Origin of the sequence: Tessaracoccus sp. MC1756 (assembly GCF_014164735.1) — a bacterium.
Classification (GTDB): domain Bacteria; phylum Actinomycetota; class Actinomycetes; order Propionibacteriales; family Propionibacteriaceae; genus Arachnia.
Map to the genome: position 1 here is coordinate 250,121 of NZ_JACJFZ010000003.1, position 24,503 is coordinate 274,623.

The 24,503-nt window shown below is 68.9% G+C and carries 16 protein-coding genes and 1 tRNA gene; 9 read left to right on the plus strand and 8 right to left on the minus strand.

The window, feature by feature from the left end; all coding sequences use genetic code 11:
- Window positions 1-3 precede the first annotated feature (3 nt).
- The 3 genes from H5393_RS10295 to H5393_RS10305 form a co-directional block, all read right to left on the minus strand.
- On the minus strand, window positions 4-1,509 hold the full coding sequence (locus tag H5393_RS10295) for an ABC transporter substrate-binding protein (protein ID WP_182766573.1): 1,506 nt from the start codon (window positions 1,507-1,509) through the stop codon (window positions 4-6).
- A gap of 66 nt (window positions 1,510-1,575) precedes the next feature.
- Window positions 1,576-2,574, minus strand: a complete 999-nt coding sequence (locus tag H5393_RS10300) for a LacI family DNA-binding transcriptional regulator (RefSeq protein WP_182766574.1) — start codon at window positions 2,572-2,574, stop codon at window positions 1,576-1,578.
- 171 nt (window positions 2,575-2,745) lie between these two features.
- A tRNA-Met gene (locus tag H5393_RS10305) sits at window positions 2,746-2,819 on the minus strand.
- Window positions 2,820-2,978: 159 nt separating this feature from the next.
- Between H5393_RS10305 and H5393_RS10310 the strand changes: the two genes are divergently transcribed.
- Entirely contained in the window at window positions 2,979-3,863 is an 885-nt protein-coding gene (locus H5393_RS10310) for an alpha/beta hydrolase (RefSeq protein WP_182766575.1), read from the plus strand.
- A gap of 85 nt (window positions 3,864-3,948) precedes the next feature.
- Here the strand turns inward: H5393_RS10310 and H5393_RS10315 are convergent, their stop codons facing one another.
- Window positions 3,949-4,950 (minus strand): aldo/keto reductase family protein, encoded by a 1,002-nt coding sequence (locus H5393_RS10315; protein ID WP_182766576.1) that lies wholly within the window; start codon window positions 4,948-4,950, stop codon window positions 3,949-3,951.
- A 53-nt stretch (window positions 4,951-5,003) separates the two neighbouring features.
- On the opposite strand from H5393_RS10315, the gene H5393_RS10320 reads away from it, so the two are divergent.
- Together H5393_RS10320 and H5393_RS10325 are read left to right on the plus strand one after the other, a co-directional pair.
- Window positions 5,004-6,278, plus strand: a complete 1,275-nt coding sequence (locus tag H5393_RS10320; RefSeq protein ID WP_182766577.1) for a pitrilysin family protein — start codon at window positions 5,004-5,006, stop codon at window positions 6,276-6,278.
- Window positions 6,275-7,588 (plus strand): pitrilysin family protein, encoded by a 1,314-nt coding sequence (locus H5393_RS10325; RefSeq protein WP_182766578.1) that lies wholly within the window; start codon window positions 6,275-6,277, stop codon window positions 7,586-7,588. Before H5393_RS10320 ends, H5393_RS10325 begins: the two co-directional genes overlap by 4 nt.
- Here the strand turns inward: H5393_RS10325 and H5393_RS10330 are convergent.
- The 3 genes from H5393_RS10330 to H5393_RS10340 are packed head-to-tail and all read right to left on the minus strand — an operon-like array spanning window position 7,585 to window position 12,051.
- A complete protein-coding gene (locus tag H5393_RS10330) occupies window positions 7,585-10,503 on the minus strand; it encodes a UPF0182 family protein (RefSeq protein ID WP_245244171.1) in 2,919 nt (972 codons plus the stop codon). The two genes, H5393_RS10325 and H5393_RS10330, sit on opposite strands and share 4 nt — an antisense overlap.
- Entirely contained in the window at window positions 10,500-11,012 is a 513-nt protein-coding gene (locus H5393_RS10335; RefSeq protein WP_245244169.1) for a PPA1309 family protein, read from the minus strand. The genes H5393_RS10330 and H5393_RS10335 overlap by 4 nt, the downstream gene beginning before the upstream one ends.
- Window positions 11,005-12,051 (minus strand): PDZ domain-containing protein, encoded by a 1,047-nt coding sequence (locus H5393_RS10340; RefSeq protein ID WP_182766579.1) that lies wholly within the window; start codon window positions 12,049-12,051, stop codon window positions 11,005-11,007. Before H5393_RS10340 ends, H5393_RS10335 begins: the two co-directional genes overlap by 8 nt.
- Before the next feature lie 111 nt (window positions 12,052-12,162).
- Here H5393_RS10340 and H5393_RS10345 point away from each other — a divergent pair, with 111 nt between their 5' ends.
- The 3 genes from H5393_RS10345 (at window position 12,163) to H5393_RS10355 (ending at window position 14,572) form a co-directional block, all read left to right on the plus strand.
- A complete protein-coding gene (locus H5393_RS10345) occupies window positions 12,163-13,500 on the plus strand; it encodes a zinc-dependent metalloprotease (protein ID WP_182766580.1) in 1,338 nt (445 codons plus the stop codon).
- Between the two features lie 200 nt (window positions 13,501-13,700).
- On the plus strand, window positions 13,701-13,862 hold the full coding sequence (locus H5393_RS10350) for a DUF5679 domain-containing protein (protein WP_182764892.1): 162 nt from the start codon (window positions 13,701-13,703) through the stop codon (window positions 13,860-13,862).
- Window positions 13,863-14,047: 185 nt separating this feature from the next.
- A complete protein-coding gene (locus H5393_RS10355) occupies window positions 14,048-14,572 on the plus strand; it encodes a hypothetical protein (RefSeq protein ID WP_182766581.1) in 525 nt (174 codons plus the stop codon).
- Here H5393_RS10355 and H5393_RS10360 read toward each other — a convergent pair.
- Window positions 14,560-16,650, minus strand: coding sequence for an ATP-dependent DNA helicase UvrD2 (locus tag H5393_RS10360; protein ID WP_370585970.1), 2,091 nt, complete (start codon window positions 16,648-16,650; stop codon window positions 14,560-14,562). The two genes, H5393_RS10355 and H5393_RS10360, sit on opposite strands and share 13 nt — an antisense overlap.
- Here H5393_RS10360 and H5393_RS10365 point away from each other — a divergent pair.
- From H5393_RS10365 to recD, 3 genes are read left to right on the plus strand one after another with little or no spacing between them, the layout of a single operon-like run.
- A complete protein-coding gene (locus H5393_RS10365) occupies window positions 16,649-19,654 on the plus strand; it encodes an exodeoxyribonuclease V subunit gamma (protein WP_255436450.1) in 3,006 nt (1,001 codons plus the stop codon). The genes H5393_RS10360 and H5393_RS10365 overlap by 2 nt on opposite strands.
- A complete protein-coding gene (locus tag H5393_RS10370; protein ID WP_182766584.1) occupies window positions 19,651-22,761 on the plus strand; it encodes a UvrD-helicase domain-containing protein in 3,111 nt (1,036 codons plus the stop codon). Before H5393_RS10365 ends, H5393_RS10370 begins: the two co-directional genes overlap by 4 nt.
- A complete protein-coding gene (gene recD, locus H5393_RS10375) occupies window positions 22,754-24,499 on the plus strand; it encodes an exodeoxyribonuclease V subunit alpha (RefSeq protein WP_182766585.1) in 1,746 nt (581 codons plus the stop codon). Before H5393_RS10370 ends, recD begins: the two co-directional genes overlap by 8 nt.
- Window positions 24,500-24,503 lie beyond the last annotated feature (4 nt).

Here is a 24,503-nt window from a genome sequence, read left to right on the forward strand (position 1 = left end):
CGATCAGCCCCTGGCGAGCATCGTCAGGTCGAACGACAGAGAGATCTGGTTGACCTGGACGCCCGAGATGTCGGGGGTGGTGATGATGATGCTGGGCAGCAGGAACAGCCAGTCGGCGGCCGCGTCGTCGGACAGGAGACGGGCGGCTTCCTTCAGCTTCTCGGTCTGCTCCTCCGGGGTGAGTGAGGCGTCGGCCTCCTTCAACAGCTCGTTGTACTCGGGGTTGTTGTAGGCCCAGTAGTTGCCCTCGAACGAGAACGCCGTCATGTCGCGCGGTTCCACGTGGGCCACGATCGTCATGTCATAGTCGTGGTTGCCGTAGACCTGCTCGAGCCAGCGGCCCCATTCGAGTTCCTCCACCACGACATCGATGCCCACGGCCTTGAGTTGTTCGGCAATGAAACGGGCCGACGGCGGCGCGTAGGGCAGCACCGGAACGCGCAGGCGCAGCGTGAGGCCGGACTCGTGGCCCGCTTCCTTGAGCAGTTCGCGCGCCTTGGCCGGGTCGAACGGGTAGGCCCGCGAGAGATCCTCGTACCAGGGGTCTGTCGGCGGCACGTGCGAGCCGATCAGCGGCCCCATGCCCGCCCAGACCGCGTCGACGAGAGCCTCGCGGTCGATGGCGTGGTTGATGGCCTGACGGACCTTGAGGTCCTTGAGGGGCTCGGATCCGTGGTTGAAGCCGAGCACCACTTCGCCCGTGGTGGTGCCCTCATGGATGGTGTAGCGCGACTCGTCGCGGAACTGCTCGATCGACTGGGGCACGGTCAGGTTCGAGATGATGTCGAGCTGTCCCGAGAGCATCGCCGCGTTCATGGCGTTGGGATCCGAGTAGTAGCGGAAGTACACGTCGGAGAAGCGGCCCGGGGTGCCCCAGTAGTTCGTGTTGGGCTTGAGCTGGATGTAGGAGCCCTCCTCCCACGTATCGAAGACATACGAGCCGGAGCCCACGGGCACGGTGTTGATGGTGTCGAAGCCGGCGGGATCGGCCACGATCCCCATCGGGCCGCTCAGGTCGTACAGCCAGGCATGCGACGGCTGCTTCAGCGTGATCTCGACGGTGGACTCGTCGATGGCCTCGATGGTGTCGACAGGTCCCCACTTGTCCCGGATCTGCGCCGTGGCGGTGTCGCCGCGGTTGCGCTCGAAGTTGGCCACGACCGCGTCGGCGTCCACCGGAGCACCGGAGGCGAACTGGGCGCCGGACTCCAGCGTGAAGGTGTACTGCAGCGAGTCTTCGGAGATTCGCCATTCCTTGGACAGCAGCGGCTTGATGTTGCCGTCCGAGTCCACCTTCACCAACGTCTCGTAGACGTTGTACAGCAGCACGAACGGCGTGCCCGCACCGGCCACGGTGATCGGGTCGAGGCCGTCAGGCCGGGTGGTGACGCCGATGTTGAGCATCGACTCGGCGGTCTCCGGGGCAGGGTCAGGGCGGGCGCAGGCACTCAGCACCACCGATGCCACGAGGGCCAGGATGACGGCCACCGACAGGCTGCTACGGCGCATGGGGGGTTCCCTTCGAGGGTCCGGCTAAAGCGTCATCAGTGTAACCAGTAGGTTTTTGGTGCGTGATCATCCAATCGCTCCTGAGCCATCACGGGCGATCAGGACCGGGGGGATGGTGACGCCCGTCAAGTCGACCCCGGGGTCTGCGATCTGCGCCAGGACCATGTCCAGCACCGTCGCCGCCACCTCCTCCACGGGTTGGGCCATGCTGGAGATGCCGAGCTCCCGCGCCACGGGGGTGTTGTCGAAACCGATGATCCACCGGCCGGATTCACCGCGTCGGCGCAGCACGGTGAACGCGCCCAGCGAGAGGGTGTCGGAGGCACAGACCACCGCCGTCGCCCCCATGGCCAGCAGTTGCGTCATGCCGGCTGCGCCGTCGTCGACGGTGTCCTCCACCTCGACCGCCAGTTCGTTCTCCGCTTGCGGCGTGAGTCCCAGGGCCTCAGCCCAGCCGGCGCGCCGGTCCTTGCCCACCGGAGAGCCGTCGGACCAGCCCAGGTACCCGATGCGCTCGTGCCCCTGGCTGCGCAGGTGGGCAGCCGCCTCGGCTGCGCCGGCGCGGCCGTCGACGTCCGCCCAGCGCCCGTGATCGGGCGCGCCCCACGGTCTGCCGAAGGCCGCGAAAGGAACGCCTGCGTCCGTCAGTTGCTCCGGACGACGGTCGTCGAGCCAGGTGTCGGTGAGGATGCAGGCGTCGATGGCCAGCGTGCGGCGCAGCTCGACGAGCTTGTCCACCTCCTCGTCGTTGGTGCGGGCCGGGAACAGCACGACGCGGTAGCCGCTCTGATCGGCCCGTTCGACGAGTGAGTGCGTGAAGGCGTCCATGATGGATCCGCTGATGCCGTTGCGCGGGTTGCTCAACCTGAGGCCCAGCGACATGGCCCGCTGGTTGCGCAGCGCGCGGGCCGCGGCCGACGGACGGTACCCGGAGCGTTCGATGGCCTCCTGGACCCTCGCCCGCGTCTCCGGGCGCACCCTGTCAGGGAAGTTGAGGACATTGGAAACCGTCTGCCGTGACAGGTTCAACTCGGCGGCCAGGCTCGCAAGCGTCGGCTTGTTCATCTCACCCCCTGGATCGTTCAAGTTGCAGCAATGGTGCTCTGCAACGACGCCGGGGTCAAGCGACGCGGCCGAGCATCACATTCAACTGGTCGAGCGGGCCGCCCGTGGGCGATGCAGCACGGGCATGAGAAAAACTCCCGGCCAGATATCTGGCCGGGAGTCTTCCGGTAGTAGCGGGGACAGGATTTGAACCTGTGACCTCTGGGTTATGAGCCCAGCGAGCTACCGAGCTGCTCCACCCCGCGTCGCTTCGACAACTATACGGAAGCCCTTCCCAGAACACAAATCGAGGTCGGTGTTCGAGTTGGGGCATGGGTTCCACGGTGGTTCACGTCACCCCCGACACCGGCAACGCCGCTGGGCGAGATGTGCTGGGCGGGCGCTGTGCGGGTATGAATGGACCCATGAAATGGTTGCGGAACGCGGGCTGGGTGGCAGCGGGCATCGGCCTGGCTGGGACCGCTCTCGGAGTTTTCGGTGCACGGTCCCTGAACGGGCCGAGGCGCCAGTGGCCGCCCTACGGCTTCACACCGTTCGAGGTGGGGCTGCAAGCCGACAACGTCACCTTCACCGCCGACGACGGGGTGCGGATCGCCGGCTGGTGGTTCGACGTGCCGGGGTCGCGCAGCGTCGTCGTCATCGCCCACGGGCACCGGGGCAACAAGTCGGACCTGCTCGGCATCGGGCCGGGCCTGGTGCGCCGGGGCCACAGCGTGCTGCTCTTCGATTTCAGGGGGTCGAGCGACTCCGGCGACGGTGCGCTTTCGCTGGCCTTCCACGAACAGCGCGACCTGTTGGCGGCCGTGGACTATGCAGCGGCACGCCGCCCCGACGCCCGGCTCGCCGTCGTGGGCTTCTCCGGGGGTGCTGCCACGGCCATCCTGGCAGCAGCCAAGGAGACCCGCGTCGGGGCCCTGGTGCTGGACTCCCCCTTCGCGACTCTGACGGACGTGGTGGCCCAGGCCTTCCGTGGCCACCGCCTCCCCGCGGCGCCGTTCGTTCCGCTCGTGGCGCTCGCCAACCGGGTGGTGCACGGCTACCGGCTCCACGACGTGCGCCCCATCGACGCCATCGCCGAGCTTGCGCCCCGGCCGATCCTGCTGCTGCACGGCACCCGTGACGAGGTCATCCCCTACCAGCACGCGCTGGACCTGAGGGACGCGGCAGGGCGCGACGCCGTCGAACTGGTGACCTTCGACGGGGCGTACCACTGCGGCGGCTACTTCTCCGACAGGCCCGGCTACATCGCGCTGGTCGACGACTTCCTGCAGCGTTGGCTCGACAGCTGAGCCGCTGACCACACCACAGTGAAGCCGTCCCGCCGAAGGAATTCAGCGGAACGGCTCCAGGAACTTTAGGGACCGGCCCCCAAGGTTACGGACGCTGCGGAGGCGGCTGGGTCTTGGCCGGATCCCGCTGGACGAAGCCGCCGAGGACCTCGTCGATCCGGGACATGACATCAGCGGGCAGTTCGACGCCGCTGGCCTTGACGTTCTCGGCCACCTGCTCCGGACGCGAGGCACCGATGATCGCCGCCGCCACGTTCTCGTTCTGCAGCACCCATGCGACGGCGAGCTGGGCCATGGTCAGGTCCACCTCCTCGGCGATGGGGCGAAGGTCCTGGACGGCGGTGAGCAGGTCGTCCTGCATCCACCGGCTGATCATCTGTTGGCCGCCCTTGGCGTCGGTGGCCCGCGAACCCTCCGGCGCACCCTGGCCCGGCAGGTACTTGCCGGTCAGCACGCCCTGGGCGACCGGGGACCACACGATCTGCGACAGGCCCGCCTCCTGCGAGGCGGGGATCACCTCGTCCTCGATGACCCGCCACAGCATGCTGTACTGCGGCTGGTTCGACACGAGCGGAATGCGCAGCTCCCTGGCGTACCTCGCCGCCTCCAGGATCTGCTCACCGCGCCATTCCGACACGCCGATGTAGAGCGCCTTGCCCTGGCGCACGATGTCGCCGAAAGCGACCATCGTCTCCTCGAGCGGCGTCTCCACATCGAAGCGGTGCGCCTGGTAGACGTCCACGTAGTCCATCTGGAGCCGCTTCAGCGACGCGTCGATGCCCTCCATGATGTGCTTGCGCGAGAGGCCGGCGTCGTTGGCACCCTTGGGTCCGATCGGCCAGTAGACCTTGGTCAGGATCTCGAGCGACTCGCGGCGCTCGCCCTTCAACGCCTCGCCCAGCACCTGCTCGGCGACCGTGTTCGCGTACGTGTCCGCGGTGTCGAACGTGGTGATGCCGTTGTCCAAGGCGGCGCGCACGCACGCGCTCGCCGCGTCGTTCTCCACCTGCGAGCCGTGGGTGAGCCAGTTGCCGTAGATGATCTCTGTGACCTTGAGACCCGAATTGCCGAGATAGCGGTATTTCATGACCCACAACCTACTCTCCGGAGCACCTCGGCGGGCACGCTAGGCTCGCCGGTATGACCCAGGCGGACCTCCACTACGAACTGAGCCAACACGCACTCGACAACGGACTGCAGGTCGTGGTGGCGCCAGACGACGCGGCGCCCGGCGTCGCGGTCAACATCTGGGTGGAAGTGGGTTCCGCCGACGAGGTTGCGGGCCGCACCGGGTTCGCGCACCTCTTCGAGCACCTCATGTTCCAGGGTTCCTCCAACGTCGCCAGCGGCGAGCATATGGCCACCGTCGAGGCCCTCGGCGGCACGGTCAACGCCACCACGTCGCCGGACCGCACCAACTACTTCGAGACCGTGCCTCGTGGCGCCCTCGACCTGGCCCTCTGGCTGGAGGCCGACCGGTTCGCGTCGCTCGCCATCACCCCGGAGAACTTCGAGGCCCAGCGCCAAGTGGTCAAGGAGGAGAAGCGCCAGCGCTACGACAACCAGCCCTACGGCGACCTCCTCGAGCTCCTCACCGCTCAGCACTTCGCGCCGGAGCACCCGTACGGGCACCTCACCATCGGGTCCATGGAGGATCTCGACGCCGCCTCGCTCAGCGACGTGGCGGCCTTCTTCAGCACCTGGTACCCGGCGAGCAACCTCCGCCTCGTGCTGTGCGGCCCCGTCGGCGTCGACGAGGGGCTGAGCCTCGCGGAGCACCACTTCGGTCACCTCCCGGCGCTGTCGAAGCCTGCCCGCGGGGCGATGCCGGTGGGCGGGCTCGTGGCGCCGCAGACCGACGTCGTCACCCGTCAGGTCCCCCACTCGCTCAGCTACCTGTCCTGGGCCACCCCGGACGCGGCGCACTCGGACGTACCGGCCCTCGACATCGCGCTGGCGGTGCTCGCCGACGGGAACACCAGCCGCCTGCACCGGGCCTTGGTCAAGCGCTCCGATGTCGCCTATGAGGTGCACAGCGGAATGTTCACCAACCGCTCCACAGCGTCGCTGACGACGTTGGTGGGACGCCCTGCAGACGACGTGTCGCTGGAGCAGCTCTCCGACGCGATCACCGGGGAACTCGCCACCTTCCTGGCCGAGGGACCCACGGAGGCGGAACTGGCCCGCGCCGTGGCACAGTTCGAGCGCGACTGGCTGTGGGACCTGGCCACCACCAGCGGCCGGGCCGACGCCATCAACGAGGCGTGGCTCCTGCACGGCTCCCCGAGGTACGTGAACAAGTATCTGGGCGAGGTCCTCGCCCTCACGCCAGACGACGTCCGTGCCGCCGCCGCAAGGTGGCTCCAGCCCGACGCGTGCCACACACTCCTCTACCGTGCGGAGAACGCCCGATGAAAAGACCAGCCGTCCAGCTCGCCACGCCCTGGCACTTCCCCACCCCCACCGTCGTTCGCCTGTATTCCGGACTCAGCGTGTGGCACTTCCACCTCCCCGGCCAGCACGTGGCCACGTTCGAAGTGGTCCTCCCCACCCAACTCACGTATGAGCCCCGCGACAAGGAGGGCGTGGCCAACGTGGCTCTGCACGCCATTGACGAGGGCACCCACCAGCACCCCGACGGCGGGATCGGCGAACTGCTGGAGGCGCAGGGGGCGACCCTCCACGGCGGCACGCACCACCGCTACACCACGTTCGGTGGGCAGGCTCCCTCGCGGCGACTGACCGCAGTGCTGCCGCTGTTCGCTGAGGTACTGACGCAGCCTGCCTACAGCGAACGCGACGTCGCGCACCACGTGGAGGCCCAGATCGCCTCCCACGAGTCGCGGCTCGCCTCGCCCGGCGCCGCGAACCGGCTCGCCCTGCGCGCAGCGCTGTACGACCCCACCCACCGCGACTCCCGGCCCACGAGCGGCCTCCCGGAGACGCTTCAGCGCATCACGGCGGCCGACGCGGCGCAATGGCACCGGAGCCACTTCTCCCAGGTCGGCGCCACCCTCGTCATCGCCGGTGCCGTCACCCTGGACGAGGTGCTTGAGGGCATCGGCGGGTGGCACTCCGGGCAGCCCGCGGCGCAGGGGCTGCGGCCCACGTCGCCGCTGCAGGAGCCCACCGTGGTCGTCGTCGACCACCCGGACTCCGTGCAGGCCACCGTCACGCTGGCCAGCCGCACCGTGACGCGCAACGACCCCAGGTGGCCGTCCCTGCGCGTCGCCGGTCATGCCGTGGCAGGAGCCTTCGCGAGCCGCCTCAACCTCGAACTGCGCGAGCGGCTCGGCTACACCTACGGCATCCGCGGAGGCTTCTCCCCCGGCGTCGACGAGGGACAGTTCAGCGTCGGCGGGAGCGTGCGCACGGAGGTCGCCGGCGACGCGGTCGCAAGGATGCTCGACGGTCTGGCGCTGGCTGAGGCCCTGTCGGCCGCGGAGACGGACGATGCCCGGGACTTCCTGGTCGGGATCGCGCCGCTGGCCAACGAAACCTCAGCGGACATCGTCGCCCAGGGCTCCGCGTTGGCAGGCTCAGACATCTGGCCGGACTACCTCAATGAGCACTTCGCGGCGCTCAAGCTCGTGACGGCCGAGGGCGCGACGGCCGCGTTCCGCGAGGTCGTCGACCCCACGCACCTGACGATCGCCGTCACCGGCGCCGCGGCCGAGTTGGTCCCCGCTCTGGAACAACTCGGCCTGCGGCCGCAGGTGGTTTAGCCCCCGTCGAGCGCCTTGATCGCCTCGGCGACCTTCTCCTCGGCGCTCTTGGTCTTGGCCTGGAATTCGCCCAGGTTGCCTTCCTTCAGTGCGACGTCGGCGCCCTCGTAGAGCGCCTGCGCCTCAGTCAGCAACTGCCTCGCCCGCGCCTCGGCACCCGTGGCGGGCGTGACGCTCGGCGCCGGCGTCGGCTCTTCTCCCTCGACCTCGCCTCCGGGCTCGACGACGGGCGGCACGCCCTCCGCGCCACCCTCGCCCGTTTCAGCGCCGGCGTCGCCCTGGAACACCTGGTCCAGCGCGGCCTGCAGGGTGTCGCCGATGCCGATGTGTTCGCCGAAGCGCACGACGATGAAGCGCAGCGCCGGGTAGGAACCTGACGTGACGGCCTGGGTGTAGATGGGCTGCACGTAGAGCAGTCCGCCGCCCAACGGCAGCGTCAGCAGGTTGCCATGAATGGCGGTGGCCGAGGCCCCCTGCCGGTTGAACGGGAGAAGACGCTCCGCCACCACCGGGTTGGTCGAGATGAAGTTGAACGTCTGCCCCGGACCGGCGATCTGCTCTGCATCCGAGAGCTTGAGCACCCGCATCCGGCCAAAGTCATCGGAGGTGGCATCCGAGTTGACCGCCAGGTACACCGACAGGTTCTCCCTGTCCTTCGGCACGAACACCGTGGTGTTCGAGTAGACCGGCTCGTCGTCGCCGGGCCAGCGGATCGTCAGGAAGTAGGGTGGCTGCTTCTGCCGCGACTCCGAGCCGCGGACAGGGTCGTTGGGCACTTGCCAGACGTCGGACTGCTGGTACCAGGTACCCGGGTTGGTGGTGTGGTAGCGACCCAGGATCTCCCGCTGCGCCTTGAAGAGGTCCTGCGGGTAACGCAGGTGAGCCAGCAACTCCGGTGAGATCTCGTCCTTCGGCGTGATGGCGCCGGGGAAGGCCTTGGACCAGGTCTGCAGCAGCGGGTCCTCCTCGTCCCATTCGTAGAGCGTCACGGAGCCGTCGTAGGCGTCCACGACGGCCTTGACGGAGTTGCGGGCGTAGTTGACCTGCTGCCCGAGCAGCAGGCGGTCCGCCGACGTGTGCGAGTCGGAGATGGCCTGGGTCCAGTCCAGCCGGGTCGCGTTGGGGTAGGAATCGGTGGTGGTGTAGCCGTCGATGATCCAGACCATGCGGCCGTCGACCATGCTGGGGAACGGGTCCGAGTCGATGGTCAGCCAGGGGGCCGCCTCGTGCACGCGCTGCACCGGGATGCGGTCGTGCAACACCCGGGACTGTTCGTTGACCCGGTCCGACAGCATCAGGTTGATGTCGCCGAAGCGGATCGCGAACGCGGCCTTGGTGAACCAGTTGCCGATGGGCACGCCACCGGAGCCGGTGTAGGTGTACAACGATTCCGAGCGGCCCTCACCACCGGAGGGGGTGTCCAGCTCCACGGGGTCGCTGCCCTCAGGGGCTCCCACGACGACGTAGTAGTCCGTGCGCTCACCGAAGTAGATGCGCGGTTCATGGGCGTCGAGCTTGCCCATCGTCGGGATGCCGCCGGAGAAGAACACCGGCTCGCCGTTGGCTTCGCGCTGGTTGCCATAGGCAGCCACCATGCCGTAGCCGTGGGTGTAGACCGTGCGACGGTTGTTCCACGTGTCGCCGCCCTCGATGGATTCGAGGTTCAGTTCGCGGACCGCCACGACGGAATCCGTGGGCTTGCCATCGATCACGTAGCGGTCAACGTCGAGCGTGCGCGGGAAGGCGTAGTAGCCACGCACCTGCTGCAACTGCTCGAACGTGGGCGGTACCACCGTGGGGTCGATCAGGCGGATGGCCGGCAGCGCCGCGGCATCCTGACGCAACTGGCCGGCGCTGGCGCTGGTGGTCGCCTCGTAATCCTCGATCTCGACGTCCTCGATGCCGAAGGCGTAGCGCGTCGCCTTGATGTTGTTGGCGATGTAGGGACGTTCCTTGTCCTGCGGGCTGGGATCCACCTCGAAGGTCTGGATCATCCACGGGTAGGCCATGGACAGCAGGAGCCCCGAGACGATCAGCAGGGCGATGGAGGCGCCGGGCACGCTCCAACGCACCCGCCACGCGTTGAAGAAGCTGGCCAGCGCCGTGATGACTGCGATCGCCGCCATGATGATGGCGACGGGCATGCGGGTGTTGGCGTCGGTGTAGCCGATGCCGGTGAAGAGCGTCGACGGCGTCACGCTCAGCGAGTAGCGCTCCAGCAGCGTGTTCACCGCGATGACGAGCAGTACGAGGCCGAGCATGATCGACAGGTGCCGCTGGGCACCCACCATGGCGGGGCTGTTGCCACGCCCGCGGAACGCCGCTGTGTTCAGCGCTCCGGTCATGAAGTGGACGGACGCTGCTGCGATGCCGCCCACGATGAGGGAGAAGAGCACAAAACCGGTGATGAACTGCAGCCACGGCAGGGTGAACACGAAGAAGCTGGCGTCCATGCCGAAGTACGGGTCGTCCTTGCCGAACGGCGTGCGGTGCCACCAGGCGAGGAACGTCGGCGTGACGCCCGCGGCGGTGAGTCCGCCGAGGATTCCGAGGACGCCGGCCGGGACGGCCATCAGCGCCTTGGAACGCCGGTCCAGGGCGTCGCGCAGTTGCACGAGGAACTCGGAGTCGAGGTTGGCCCGACGGACCTTGGGCCGCAGCTTGTAGGCGATCAGCTGGCTGAAGAACACCACGGCGAACAGGAACAGCCCGAAGACCAACAACAGGCCGATGCGGGCGGCGAGCTGCGTGGTGAACACCGTCTGGAAGTCGATGCTTCGGAACCACAGGTAGTCGGTGCCCACGCGGGCGGCGATGACCGTGAGGAAGATCAGGCCGCCGACGATGAGTACCGTCCAGAGAAGGGGTCCGCGCCGTGGCTCGGCGTGGGCGTCGGTCAGGGTCTCGGTGCTCACGAGTCCTCACTCCTGAAGGTATCGAGCAGTGCGTCGGCGAGTCCGGGCACAAGGTCTTCGGCGCCCAGCAGGTCGTCCGGGTTGTCCTGGAGCCGGGCGAGCCCGTGCCTGGCTCCGTCGCGGAGCACCCCCACCACGACGCGCACGTCGGTCTTGGCAGGGTGCTTCATCACGAACATGGCCGCCTCATCCGGGTCATCCGGGATGTCCTTCTCATACTCCGGGGGGAGGAAGGCCCGCTCGAGTGCCAGGGCGCAGCCCTCGACGGTGTCGGGCCAGTAGATGCCCGCCAACCTGGCGAAGAGATCGTCCGTCGCATGGAACTCGTCCTGCTCGATGGCGGTGAGCGCGTCGGGGGCCGTGTCCGGCACCCTTCCCCGCAGATGTGGCTCCACATCCAGCAGCGTGCCGGTGGTCACCAGCGCGAACAGCCGCGCCGGCTGGTCCCATCCGGCGCCGGAGACGTGTCTTTCAACGTCCATGAGGCAGGCGATAAGTCGGTCAGCCACAGGTAGGCACCTCCGCAGTGTTTCCTTCGTTGATGAGTTGCAGGGCGGCCACCGCGTCCTTGAACGTGGCCACCTTGATCAGGGTCAGGTCAGTCCTGAGGTCCCCGATGTCCTGACAGTTGCGCTCCGGGACCAGGAATATCTCGGCACCGCCACGCTGGGCGCCGGTGATCTTCTCGCGGATGCCGCCGATGGGCCCCACCCGGCCGTTCGCGTCGATGGACCCCGTGGCGGCGACCACGCGACCGCCGAGCAGGTCGCCTTCGGTGATGCGGTCGTAGATGCCCAGCGCGAAGACGAGCCCGGCGCTGGGGCCCGTCACGGCGGCATCGATCCCGAACGTGATCGTCGGGGAGTACTGGTAGCCGATGGCCCAGCGCACGCCCAGATCCGGCAGGCGCGGGTTGGTGGCGTTCGGCTTGGTGGTGACGGTTTCAGTGCGCTGCTGGCCGTCACGCAGGATGGTGAATGTGAGGGTGTCCCCGACCGAGCGGCCCGCGATCACGTTCTCCAACTCGTCGATGTTCTCGACCGGCTGGTTGTCCACCTGCCGGATGATGTCGCCAGGCAGCAGCTTCTCTGCGGCGGGGCCGGTGAGCGACACCGCGCCGACGCTGGGTACCTCCGCCACGGGTACTCCCTCAGCGCGGAGCGCAGCGACGATGGCCAACGTGCGTGAGTTGTCCATCTGGAGGGTGGCCTCGGCGCGCACCTGCTCGATGGTCTTGCCCGGGGGGTAGTAGATCTCGCGCGGGATCGCGTCGGAGCCGGTGGCCATGTGCACATACAGGGCTTCAGGGAGACTGATCGTGGACTCCACCCGGGTCGCCGACACCGTCGTCATCAGGAGGCGGCCCTCGGACGGGTAGGTGGGAAGGCCCCCGGAGATTTCAATGACGGGCCCGGAATCCGTGTTGCCCAGCACGTCCACTGTCTGGCCGGGCCGCCAGGCCACGTACGGCACCGGAGTGAGGACCAACAGGGCTGCCAACGCGGCGAAGAGCAGGGAACTGACAATGGCGACGGCATTGCGTGACATGGCGGCTCCCTTCTGCGCGACTGCCGTCACACTACCAACCGTCGACAAGCGGTCGCGCGGCGCTTGCCCCATGCGGAACAATGGCCTGTATCGGTGCACAGGAGGAAACTGATGTCCAACCCCTCGTTCGGTCCTTTCGACTTCGAGCAGCTGCGCAAGATGCTGGAGCAACTCGGGCTGGGTGATGCCGACAACCTGAATCTTGAGGATCTGGTGGCGCACGTTCAGAAGATGCAGGCCTCGGGAGGTGGCTTCATGTTCGGCATGACCGCCGCGGACCGCGATCCGGACGCGGCGTGGCGCACCACCCTCACCGCGGCCAAGCACCTCGCCGCGGAGGCGGGCGGAGACCCGGAGCTGCGGTCGGAGGAGCGCTCCGCCATCGTCGACGCGGAGCGGCTCGCCCAGAACTGGCTCTCCCCCGTCACCACCTTCTTCGAGACGGGCCGCCCCGCCCGGGCGCTGACCAAGGGCGCGTGGCTGGACGAGACTGGTGACGGCTGGCGTGCGGTGATAGATCCCATCATTGACGGTCTGGCAGACGCCCTGCGCCGCGGGAGTGGTGCGGAGCAGGACGAGGAGCTCCAGCCGCTCGCCCAGATGATGGGCCCCATGATGAAGCAGTCGGCCTCCTTGATCTACCGCGACCGCCTGAAGCGGGAACTGGCCCGGGTGGCCGGCGACATCCTCACCGGCACCGAGATCGGCTTCAACCTGCTGGGCTCCAACGACGTGGTCATGGTGCCCGTCAACGTCGCCCAGTTCACCCAGGACCTCGACGCCAGCGACACCGACGTGACGCTGTACCTGCTGCTCCGTGAGGCGGCAAGGCAGCGGCTCTTCCACGCCGTCGGCTGGCTGTCACCCCAGCTCAGCGCGCTGCTCGCGCACTACGCGCGGGAGATCACGATCGACTTCGACGCCATCGCGGAATCCCTGCGGCCGGAAAGCCTGGAACAGTTGACCATGGAGGACATGGTGGCGGTGGGCGAACAGGTCCGCGGTTCCTTCTTCCAGCCGGCCAGCACGTCCACCCAGGTGGAGATCCTGGAGCGGCTCGAGGTCCTGCTCGCGCTGGTCGAGGGGTGGGTGGACCACGTGGCCGGACGCGCCGCCGCGCCCTGGATGCCCAACGCGCCGCAGCTGGAAGAGGTGTTGCACCGACGTCGCGGTTCCGCCACGCCCGTCACCGGTGTCTTCACCGAACTGCTGGGCCTGGATCTCCGCCCCCGGCTCGTCCGGGACGCGAAGAACCTGTGGGCCGCCGTCGAGCATGCACGGGGCGTCGACGGACGCGACGCGGTCTGGGGCCACCCCGATCTGCTGCCCACGCGGGCGCACCTGGAGGACCCGCTCTCCTTCACGTCTGGCGACGCTCACGCAGAGCCGGAGGAGGACGAGATGGACGCAGAATTGCGCAAGTTACTGGGCGGAGACTCACCGCGCTGACAATTGCTCCTTGACGGGGCTCACCGGGGCACGGTTAACTCTGCACAGGAGTCCCGGGGTCGAATTCGCAGGGGAAGGCGGATCACGAACCCGGGATTCCGCTTCTACAGGCGCGGTGTGTCATGCCAACAGAGCTTGTCGCCCCGCTAGAGTGATCAGGGTTGCTGAACCCATCAGCGCCCCAAACAAGGAGGAAATTCATGGCTGCAGAGACCTGGGAAGGCTCTTTCTACTGCGTCAAGTGCAAGGACAAGCGCGACGCGAAGGGCGAGGTCGTCGTCAACGCCAAGGGCACCAAGATGGCCAAGGGCAAGTGCCCGGTGTGTGGCACCAACCTGAACCGCATCCTCGGCAAGGCCTGAGCCCGAACACAGCTTGACGGGGCGGCAGCGTGACGCTGCCGCCCCGTAGCTTTGCCCCAGGGTGTTGTCAGCCGGCGCCCAGGTGTTGTCCGACCGGGTCCAGGTGTTGTCCGTTCCCTCCCCGGTGTTGTCCGTCGGCATCGACGCCACGGTGATGGCCGCAGCCGGCCACCAGAGTGTCCCCCATGACCTTCAGCACCCCCGTCCTCACCGTCCTCGGGTCACCCACTCGTACAGCTCCGATCGCCGCCGGGCTCCAGCGCGCGGGCCTGTTCACCAGGACCGTCACCCCTAAGGCAGCCCACCGGTCGCCCGGGACCACGTCCGCGTCCGCGCTGGCGATCCTCACCTGGCCGCCGGGTCGCCATCCGGTTCTCGAGTCAGAGATCTACGGCGCCGAAACAGGGGCCCTGCATGTGTGGTGGCATGCGAGGGGCGCCGCCGTGGGGCCATACGTCGCACCTGGCTTCGGCCCGTGCCCCGCCTGCCTGTCCTCTGCGGAGCGCACTCCATCCGAACGGGGAGCGCTGACGGAGTTGACCGCCTGGGCTTCAGCGTGGACCGCCCTGCAGGCCGTGGCACTCCTCCGGCACGGCACGACAGACCTGATGGGTTCCACGTGGATGTGGAACATCGACGAGCCGGGTCTCACCCTCTTCACCTGGCCCTGGCGTGCCGACTGCCGCACCCGTGGCTGTCACGACTCCTGATGCTGGCGCACGATGGTCAGGGCACCCTCGCCGTACTTGCTGAGCTTGGACTGGCCGATTCCCGGCAGCTTCAACAGTTGGGCCGGGCTGGTGGGTGCCGCTTCGGCGATGGCCTGCAGCGTCGCGTCGGTGAAGATCACGAATGCCGGCATCCGCGTCTCCTCCGCCACCTGCTTGCGCCAGGTGCGCAACGCCTCGAACAGGCCCTCGTCGTAGGAAACCTCGCACTCGGTGTGACGGTTCAGTTTCCGCTCCGCCGCCGTGTGGAGCGGGTTGCCGCACACCCGGCAGGTGCGGGAGCGCACGGAGGTGGTCTTGCGCGCGGGGGTCGTTTCCACCGGGCCGCTCACCTGATCTGCGATGAAGCGGGAGCGGGTGGCCTTGCCCCTCGACGCCGCCCAGCTGATTCGCAGGTCGCGCCGCGCGCGGGTGAACCCCACGTAGAGCAGACGACGTTCCTCCGACAGCGCAGGTTCCTCCTGGGCCAGCACGAACGGGATCATCCCCTCGCGGACTCCGACGATGGCCACGGCGTCCCACTCGAGCCCCTTCGCTGCGTGCAGTGTGGAGAGCGTGACGGCATCCGCCACCGGTGCGGCCTGCCAACTGGCCCTCTCCTGCAACCAGGTGGCGGCATCCGCCCCGGACCAGTCCTCCCGCTTGCCCGTCTCATCCGCCACCATCGCGCGCAGCGCCGTCAACGACTCCCACCGCTCGCGCTGTTTGCCCTGGCCGGACGGGGCCTCGGGCTTCCAGCCCAGGCCGCGCAGAACGGCGTCCATGATCACGCCGGGCTGGGCTTCCTCGTCGCGCTGGGAGGAGCGACCGAACTCCACGATGGCTTGGCGAACCTCCGCCCGGTCGTAGAACCGCTCGGTACCGCGCACCGTGTAGGGGATGCCGCGTTCGGTGAGCGCCGCCTCCAGTGAAGGCGACTGGGCGTTGATGCGGTACAACACCGCCATCTCGGACCACCTCGTGCCGGCGCCATGGCGGACCTTCAGCCAGTCGGCGACACCGGCCGCCTCCGTCGCCTCATCCGGAGCCGCGTGGAACGACGGGGCGGGCCCGGCATCCCTGGTGGCTCTGAGCGCGCCGGGTGCTGCGCCGCTCACCCGGAGGATCTTGTTGGCCGACGCCACCACCTCTGGGCTGGACCGGTAGTTGCGCACGAGCCGCACCGTCCGGGCGGAGGGGTACTCATCGGCGAACCGGAGCAGGTAGCCGGCGTCTGCGCCGGCGAAGGAGTGGATGGCCTGGTTGGCGTCCCCCACCACGCACACGTCCGGCCTGCCGTCGACCCACAGCTGGATGAGGCGGTGCTGCAGCGCGGAGACGTCCTGGTACTCGTCGACGACGAAGTGGCGGTAAGTGGCGCGGATGGTCTCTGCGATGTCCGCATGCTCGCTGAGGAGCACGGCGTTGCACAGCAGGATGTCGTTGAAATCGACGGTGCCCTCGGTGAGCTTGGCCTTCTCGTACAGCGTCATCACGTTGGCCACTTGGGACGGGGCGGCGCCGTTGACAGAGCGCCCCTCTGCCATGTCCACGTACTGCGCCGGGGCGACGTTGCTCGTCTTGGCCCAACTGATCTCCGCGTCGAGGTCTCGCACCAGCGCCGTGTCGGAACTGCCCAGCACCTGGTGGGCGGCGCGCGCCACCAGCCCGAACGTGTTCTGGGCGACGGAGGGGAAGGCGACACCGTAGGCCTGCGGCCAGAAGAACTGGCACTGCCGCAGCGCCGCCGAGTGGATGGTGCGCGCCTGCGCGCCCCTGACCCCGAGCCCCGCCAGACGGGAGCGCATCTCGCCGGCGGCCCGGGTGGTGAACGTGACTGCGAGCGTGGCCGTGGGCGAATAGCGGCCCTCGCTCACCGCGTGCGCGATGCGGTGGGTGATGGCGCGGGTCTTGCCGGTGCCCGCTCCTGCGAGCACCACCACCGGTGAATCCAGCAGAGTCGCGACGGTGCGCTGCTCGGGATCAAGGGCGTCGAGGATGTGGTTGCTCACGGCGTCATTCATACAGTCCCGGGCGGACAAAACGGAATTGTCGGGAGCCACCAGTAGGGTGAACGCCATGACGGTGAGACTGGTGAGAGGAGCCCGGTGGGCAAAACTGGTGGACCATCTCGCACAGGAAATCTCAGCGGCGGCAACAGATCCTTTCCTCACACTGCGCGTCGTGGTTTCCACCCGGGCCACGGGTCGCTTCCTCGGCCAGGAGGTGGCCGCACGGCTGGGTATCTCGGCAGGCATCAGCTATCTCGCCCCTGCAGACCTCATGCGGCACCTGGCGCGACAGGCCGGCGAAGAACGCAACCGTTCCCGTTGGCTGGGCACCCCGCTGGATCTGGCGGTGGCAGACGCCCTCGCCCAGGTGCAGCACCCGCTGGTGGCACGTGCCCTCGCCCCAGATGACACGCGCCCCGGGCGGCGTCGGGCCACCGCCATCCGCATCGCGCGCCTGCTGCGCGGCTATCTGGACCACACGCCCCAACTCCTCGCCAACTGGATCGCCGGGGGGGACACGGGCCTCGGTGGGGCCACCATCCCGGACGCGTTGTCCTGGCAGCCCGCACTGTTCCGGGCCGTGACCGACGCGCTGGAACTGGACCCGCTCGTCACGCTCGAGAAGATCTACGAGGCGGCCCGGGCCGACACAGTGCCCACCTTCGTGATAGCGGTGGACGACCTGACCAGGCCGCAACTGCAGGCCATGAGCGCCCTGGGCGACGGCCCCGGGCTCACCATCCTGCAGCCCACGGGTTCCGCCGGCGACGGCTGGGCCACTGAGCTCGCAGACGCTGTGGAATCGCTCCCGGGCGGAGCCGCTCCCCCACCCATGGTCTCCGTCCATGATTCCCACGGTGAGGCCAGGCAGGTGGAGGTGCTGCGAGACGAACTCACGCGCGCCTTCGCCGAAGACCCCTCTCTCGAACCCAGGGAGGTGGCCATCCTCTGCCCACAACCGGAGCGCTACTCCGCGCTGCTCGATTCGGCCTTCGCCGCCGTTGACGACACGGCCCATCCCGGCCGCACGCTGCGGGTGCAGCCCATCGGCTCGCTGGACGCCAACCCCGTCCTCACCCTTCTCGTCTCCTTGCTGCGCTTGGGCAGGGCCAGGGCCACCGCCACGCAGATCGTGACGCTGCTCCTCAGCCCTCCCATCGCGCACCGCTGGCGCCTGGCGGAGCGCCGCACCGTGGTCGAACTGATCGCCGGGGCTGGCATCCGCTGGGGTCTGGACACCGAACACCGTGCCGTGTTCGACCTGTCCGGCGTCGAACAGAACACGTGGGTGCGCGGCATCGACAGGCTCCTCATCGGTCTCGCCGTCGCTCCCGGCACCGACGTTGGACTCGGCCTGTCCGGGTCCGACGCGGTCACCGCCTCAGATCTGTCTGTCGTGGGCGCCCTCGTGGAGGTGTTGGCGCGCCTCCGGCACATCGTCGCTGCCACTGCGTCGCCGGCCACGGTCCCGGAGTGGGTGGCGCGCTCCAGGGACGCTCTCGGCTCGCTGGTCGGGCTCCCCCGTACGGATGAATGGCAACTGCTCCACGCGCTGGCGGTGCTCGCCCGCTTCGAGTCGGACCATCAGGGCAACCCCACCGTGCTCACGCCGCACGAGTTCGCCCACCTCCTCGAAGACGCTGCCCGACCGCCCCGCGCCCGCGTAGCAGCGGGCAATGGCACGCTCCAGGTGATCCCTCTGGGCGAACTGCAACACGTCGAACTCCGGGTGCTGGCCATGCTGGGCGTGACAGACGACGTGGTGCCCGGCCGCGGCGGTGTCCTGCCGGATTCCGTCGACCTCGGGGGTCACGCGCCGGACGTGCGCACCCGGCGTCTGCGTCAACTGCTCACGCATGCCCGCTCCGCGGAGAAGCTCCTGATCATCAGGCAGGCCTCCTCGCAGCGCACCAACCGCAGCACGGCCAAGCCGGTGGCGGTCAGCTGGTTGCTCGAACAGCTCGGCGGGTCCCCCGCAACGCTCACGCACCCGCCCACGGCCACGTCAGAGGCCAACTTCCTCAGCCGGCCCAGCTTCGACCTCCAGGCCCTCGGAGGGGCCGAGGCCCGGCGCGCCAGTGGTTCCGGGTCGCTCACCATCTCCGCCCGCCGCCGAACGGAGGCCCGCTCCCGGCAGGTGGGCCCTGCCCCGGCCCAACTCACCCTCTCGCAGCTGGAGCGGTTCCTCCTGGACCCGGCGAAGAGCTTCCTGCGCTCCGCCGGTGGCATCACGCTCTACGCAGAGCCACAGGTGACGGACGAGATGCCGCTGGAGGCGGGGGGTCTGGAGAGGTGGCAGGTCGTCAACGCGCTGGTGGATTCCTGGAAGAGCGGAACGACGCTCGAATCGGTCGAGAGCTACTTCCGGCAACGCGAAGACCTTCCGCCCCAGCGCATCGGCGACGCGCTGTTCCAGGCCGCGAAGGCGGAGGCCGTGCTCCTGTGGAAGAGCGCGTGGGGCGAATGGTCCGGTCCCGTCGCCCGGCACGCGGTCAGCCTCGAACTGGATCTCGGTGACGCCGGCACGGTCAGGGTGGTCGACGAGGTGTGCACCCGCAGCGGCTTCGCGCTCGTAGCCACACCCAGCAGGGGCGACCACAACATCCTGCGGCCGTGGCTGGACAGCCTGGCGCTCGCTGCCCAGGGCCTCGCAGCCCCCGCCAGATTCCACCGGTTCGTCAAGACCCAGGCCACCCGGTACGCCATAGCGGCGGAGGCCACCCAGGTTGATCCGCCCACCCCCGAGGATGCGCTCACGTACCTCACCACCCTGGTCGGCGCCTACGCGCAGGGCCAGCACCGGCTCATCGCTGTCCCCTGCGGGCCGGCCCTCACCTACGCCCGGGAGTTCGCCGCCGGCAAGTTCCGGGCTGCAGACTGGGCCGGTCCCGTCGGTCACTGGAAGTCCAAGTGGGCGAAGCCCGGCGAGGCCTGGCCGCTGTTCTACGCGGACGACGTGCGCGAACTCCTCACAGACGAGTTGCTCCCGGGCGACCCGGTCAACGGGCAGACCAGCCCGTTCCAGGCCTGGGCCTGGGAACTGTATGCCCCGCTCGCGAAAGGCTGGTCGTGACCACCTTCGACATCACCGCACCCCTGCCCACCGGCACCGTGCTGCTGGAGGCCAGCGCGGGTACCGGGAAGACGTACACCATCGCCGCGCTCACGGCCCGCTACCTGGCGGAGGAGGGGCTGGACGTCGCTGATCTGCTCCTGATCACCTTCGGGAACCACGCGGCCGGTGAGATGCGCACCAGGGTGTTCGCCCGCCTGCAGCAGGTCATCGCCGACATGGACCGCATCGCGGCCGGGCTGCCGCTCTCCGGAGAGGCCGCCGAGGACCCGGTCGCCCGCCTCCTGAGCACGGAGGATGCGGCGCTCCACCGCTCACGTCTGGCGGCCGCCGTCGCCCGCTTCAACGAAGCCACCATCCTGACCACCCACTCCTTCTGTCAGTCCATGCTCCTCGAGCTCGGCATCCTCGGAGACTGGGACCCGGCTGAGACGGTGGGCGCAGACCCGGTGGACCTCGCCCGCGAATGCGCCACGGACATCTACCTGCAGCTCTACCGCGACGAGGAGACACCGCCCATCACAGCGCAGCAGGCGCTCCTCATCGGAGAGGCCGTCTGCACCAAGAGCCTGCCGCTGCTGCCCACGTCCGGGCCGTACTTCGACTACGCAGAGGCTGTGCGTGAGCTGTATGCCCGCCGCAAGGCCGTCCTCGGCCTCTGCTCCTTCGACGACGTCACCACCCGGCTGCGTTGTCTCCTCTCAGACGCCGTGACCGGGGCCGCCGTCGCCTCGGAACTGCGGCGCCGTTTCCGGGTGGTCCTCGTGGACGAGTTCCAGGACACAGACCCAGACCAGTGGGCCATCCTGAAGTCCGCTTTCGTGGGCCCGGACCGGCCCACCATTCTGATCGGTGACCCCAAGCAGTCCATCTACGGGTTCCGGGGCGCAGACCTGGGCAGCTACCTCGCCGCCCGCGGCCACGCTGAGTTGGCCAGCCTCGGCACCAACTACCGCACGGACCGGCCGTTGGTGGAGGGGGTGGTCGAGTTGTTCGGCACCACCACGCTCGGCGAGGAGACCGTGACGGTGACCCCGGTGGGCGCGCACCACGGCCCCCGGCATGATCAACTGCCGGCCCACGCCCGCCTCTGGCTCCGAACCGCAGTCTCGGACCAGCTCGGCGACATCGCGGTGGACAGCGCCATCGAGCACGACGTCATCCGGCAGGTGCGCCAGATCCTGACCCGGGGCTTCGAACCGGCGGACATCGCCATCCTGGTGCGCACCACGGCCCGCGGCAGGGCCATCCGCACCGCGCTCGGGGACGCGGGCCACCCCGCCGTGCTCACCGGCACCCAGTCGGTATGGTCCCAGCCGGCCAACAGGCACTGGATCACCCTTTTCCGGGCGATGGATGACCCCACCCAGGCCCACATCAGGCTCGCCGCCATGACGCCGCTGATCGGCTCGCCGCTGACGGAGCTCCTCTCGGACCGTCCTCAAGAGGCCGCCCGCGTGAGCACCCTGGTGCGGGAACTCGCGCAGCGCTGGCGCGACGGTGGGGTGGCCGCAGTCCGCACCCACCTGCGCACGCACACCGCCCTCGACAGCCGGCTGCTGGCAGAACCGGACGGCGACAGGCTGTTGGCAGACGTGGCCCATCTGGCCGAACTGTTCGACGCGGCCGGAGAAACCACGTTGAGTGCGTTGATCGCCCTCGGCGAGGCGCGCGGCATCCCGGACGACGAGTCGGATTCGTTGAGGGTGGCCACCGACGAGCCGGCCATCCGGGTGATGACGATGCATGCCGCGAAGGGTCTCGAGTTCCCCATCGTGCTGCTGCCGGAGACCGGAGGCGCCCAGGCCCAGCGGCACCGGCCCTTCAGCATCGTCGAACAGGGTCGCCGCCACCTGTACATCGGCCCCAAGCCGCAGTGGAACGACGAGATCACCAGGGATCTCCAGGCGCAGCACCGCGACGAAGAGTTGCGTCTCCTGTACGTCGGGTTCACGCGCGCCGCGCATCTCGCCATCGCGTGGCACATCGCCAAGCCCAAGGGCGCCCGTTCCGACAGCCCGTTGGACGCGCTCCTCACCCGGCTGCCCGCCATCGGCACCGGACGCATCCTGACCACCCCGCTGGATCCGGCGCATCCCGGCCGCGTGACGACCCCTGCCCCGCCGAACGCCACGCTGACGGCGGCGAGGTTGCGCCGCAGCATCGACCAGACGTGGCGCCGCACGTCGTACTCGGGTCTCACCCAGGGTCTGCACGAGACGGCGGTGCGCGTCATCACGGATGAAGCCGTTGAGCTCGACGTGGCCCCGCCAGCGGCGTCGGACCCGGCGCTCAGCACGCCGTCGCCCATGTCTGGGCTTCCGGCGGGTGCGGCCTTCGGCACGTTGGTGCATGAAGTGCTCGAACTCCTGGACTGGACCCCCGGTCGGCTGGAGCCCCACGCTGCGGAACTCCTCCGCGTCATGGGCCCTGCGCACAACCTCGATCAGCAGCAGTCCGCGCAACTGGCGGCGTCGCTCGTGCAGTTGTGCCGCACCCCGCTGCTGCCCCTGTCGCCAGCCGCACTGACGGACGTTCCGCTGGCCAAGCGGCTCCCAGAGCTCGACTTCGACCTTCCTCTGGCAGATGGGGGCACCCCCGCGACGCTGCGTGAACTGGCCACGTTGATGGCCGGGCACCTGGCTCCTGAAGACCCGCTGGCGGCCTACCCGGAGAGGCTGGCCACTTCGGAAGCCGCGGGCGCCGTGCTCAACGGGTTCCTCACCGGATCCATCGACGGTGTCCTCCAACTCGAAGACAGGTTCGTCGTCGTGGACTACAAGACCAACCGGCTCGCACCCACGGCTGGCGACGAGTTGACCCTGGGCCACTACACGCGGCCCGCCATGGCGGAGGCCATGATGCAGGCCCACTACCCGCTCCAGGCCATCCTGTACTGCGCCGCCCTCCACCGCTACCTCGGTCAACGCCTCCCCGGCTATTCCCCCCACACCCACCTGGGCGGCGTGGGCTACCTGTTCGTCCGCGGCATGGCAGGGCCGGACACTCCGGTGGTCGACGGCGCCTCCTGCGGGGTCTTCGGCTGGTTCCCACCTGCAGACCTGGTCATCGCCGTGTCTGATCTGCTCGGAGGTGCCCATGCGTGAGGTTCCCGTCGCCGCCACCGGCCTGCTGCGCACCTTCTGCGAGGCCGGTTGGTTGGGGTTGATCGACTTCCACCTGGCCAAGCGGCTGGGGGCACTCAGCGGCGAAGCCGAACCGCAGGTGCTCCTAGCGTTCGCACTGGCCGCCCGCGAGCTGCGCCTCGGTTCGGTGTGCCTCGACCTGGCGACGGCGGCCACGGACCTGCGTCCCGAGTCGGACGACGACTCCGACGGCGACACCGAGGAGGCAGTCGCCCTCCCCTGGCCTGACCACGAGCACTGGCTCGAGTCGGTGGCCTGCTCCGCAGCGGTCGCCGACGCCGAGGGCGAAGAGAACCGGCCCTTCCGGTTGGACGGCACGTTGCTCTACCTGGACCGATACTGGCGGCAGGAACGCAAGTTGGAACAGATCCTGCAACGCCGGAGCTCCCAGCCTGCCCTCGCATCGCACTCGGAGGCTCCCATCCCGTTGCCCCGTCCCGACGGCACGGAGCAGGAGGCCGACGTGCACCAGAATGCGGCGGTTCTCGCGGCCCTCAACCACGGCACCACAGTGATCACCGGCGGCCCCGGCACGGGCAAGACCACCATCGTTTCGCGCATCCTGCACGCCCTGGCGCCGCAATCCCCCCGGATCGCGCTCGTGGCGCCCACAGGCAAGGCCGCCGCCCGGCTCCAGCAGGCGGTCCGCGAGCAGGGGCAGGGGCACGGCAGGCTGTGGGGTGGCACCATCCACAAGCTGCTCGGCGCCCGGCCCCGTACTTCCCAGATGGAGTTCAACGCCCAGAATCCGGTTCCTTATGATCTGGTGGTCGTCGACGAGACCTCCATGGTGTCCCTCGAGCTCATGACGTCGCTCCTGGAGGCAGTGGCGCCCACCACCCGGCTGGTGATGCTGGGAGACCCGCACCAGTTGCGCTCCGTGGAAGCCGGCGCCGTGCTGGCAGACATCGAGCGTGCCCCAGATCTGGTCACCGCACCGGGCGGCGCCATCGTCCGGCTGGTGCACAACTACCGCTCAAGGGCGGACATCAACGAGCTTGCGGAGGCCATCCTCACCGGCGACTCTGCCCGGGCGCGCCACCTCGTTGAGGAGTCTGAGTCCCTGCGTTTCGTCGAGTTCAGCGGTTCGGCAGACCCGGCGACGCTGACGGAGGTCCGGCACGACGCGCTGGCCACGGCGACGCTGGTGCAGGCGGCAGCCAGGAAGGGCGAGGGCACCGTCGCGAACCGTGCGCTGGAGCGCCACCGGATCCTCTGCGGCCACCGTGAGGGCCCGTTCGGGGTGTCCCACTGGGCCCGTTCCGTGCGCACCTGGCTGGCCACCCAGTTGGAGGACTACGGCTTCGACACGCGTCCCTATGCTGGTCAGCCGCTCCTCATCCAGCGCAACACAGACCTGTTCAGCAACGGCGACACCGCTGTGGTGGTCCAAGACGACGGCGGCCTCATGGCGGCGGTGGACCTGCCGGAGGCGGCGCTGAGGGTGGCGCCGTCGCTCCTCGACGACGCGGCGGATCTGCACGCGATGACCATCCACAAGTCGCAGGGCAGCCAGTTCGCGGAGGTGTCGGTGGTGCTGCCCCCGCCGGGCTCTCCCCTGCTGACGAGGGAGTTGCTCTACACCGCTGTCACCAGGGCGCAGGAACGTGTCACGCTGTATGGCTCGTGGGAGGCACTGGCCACGGCGGTGGAAACGCCAGCTCGCCGGGCCAGCGGTCTCGCCCGCACTGCGGGGTGACGGC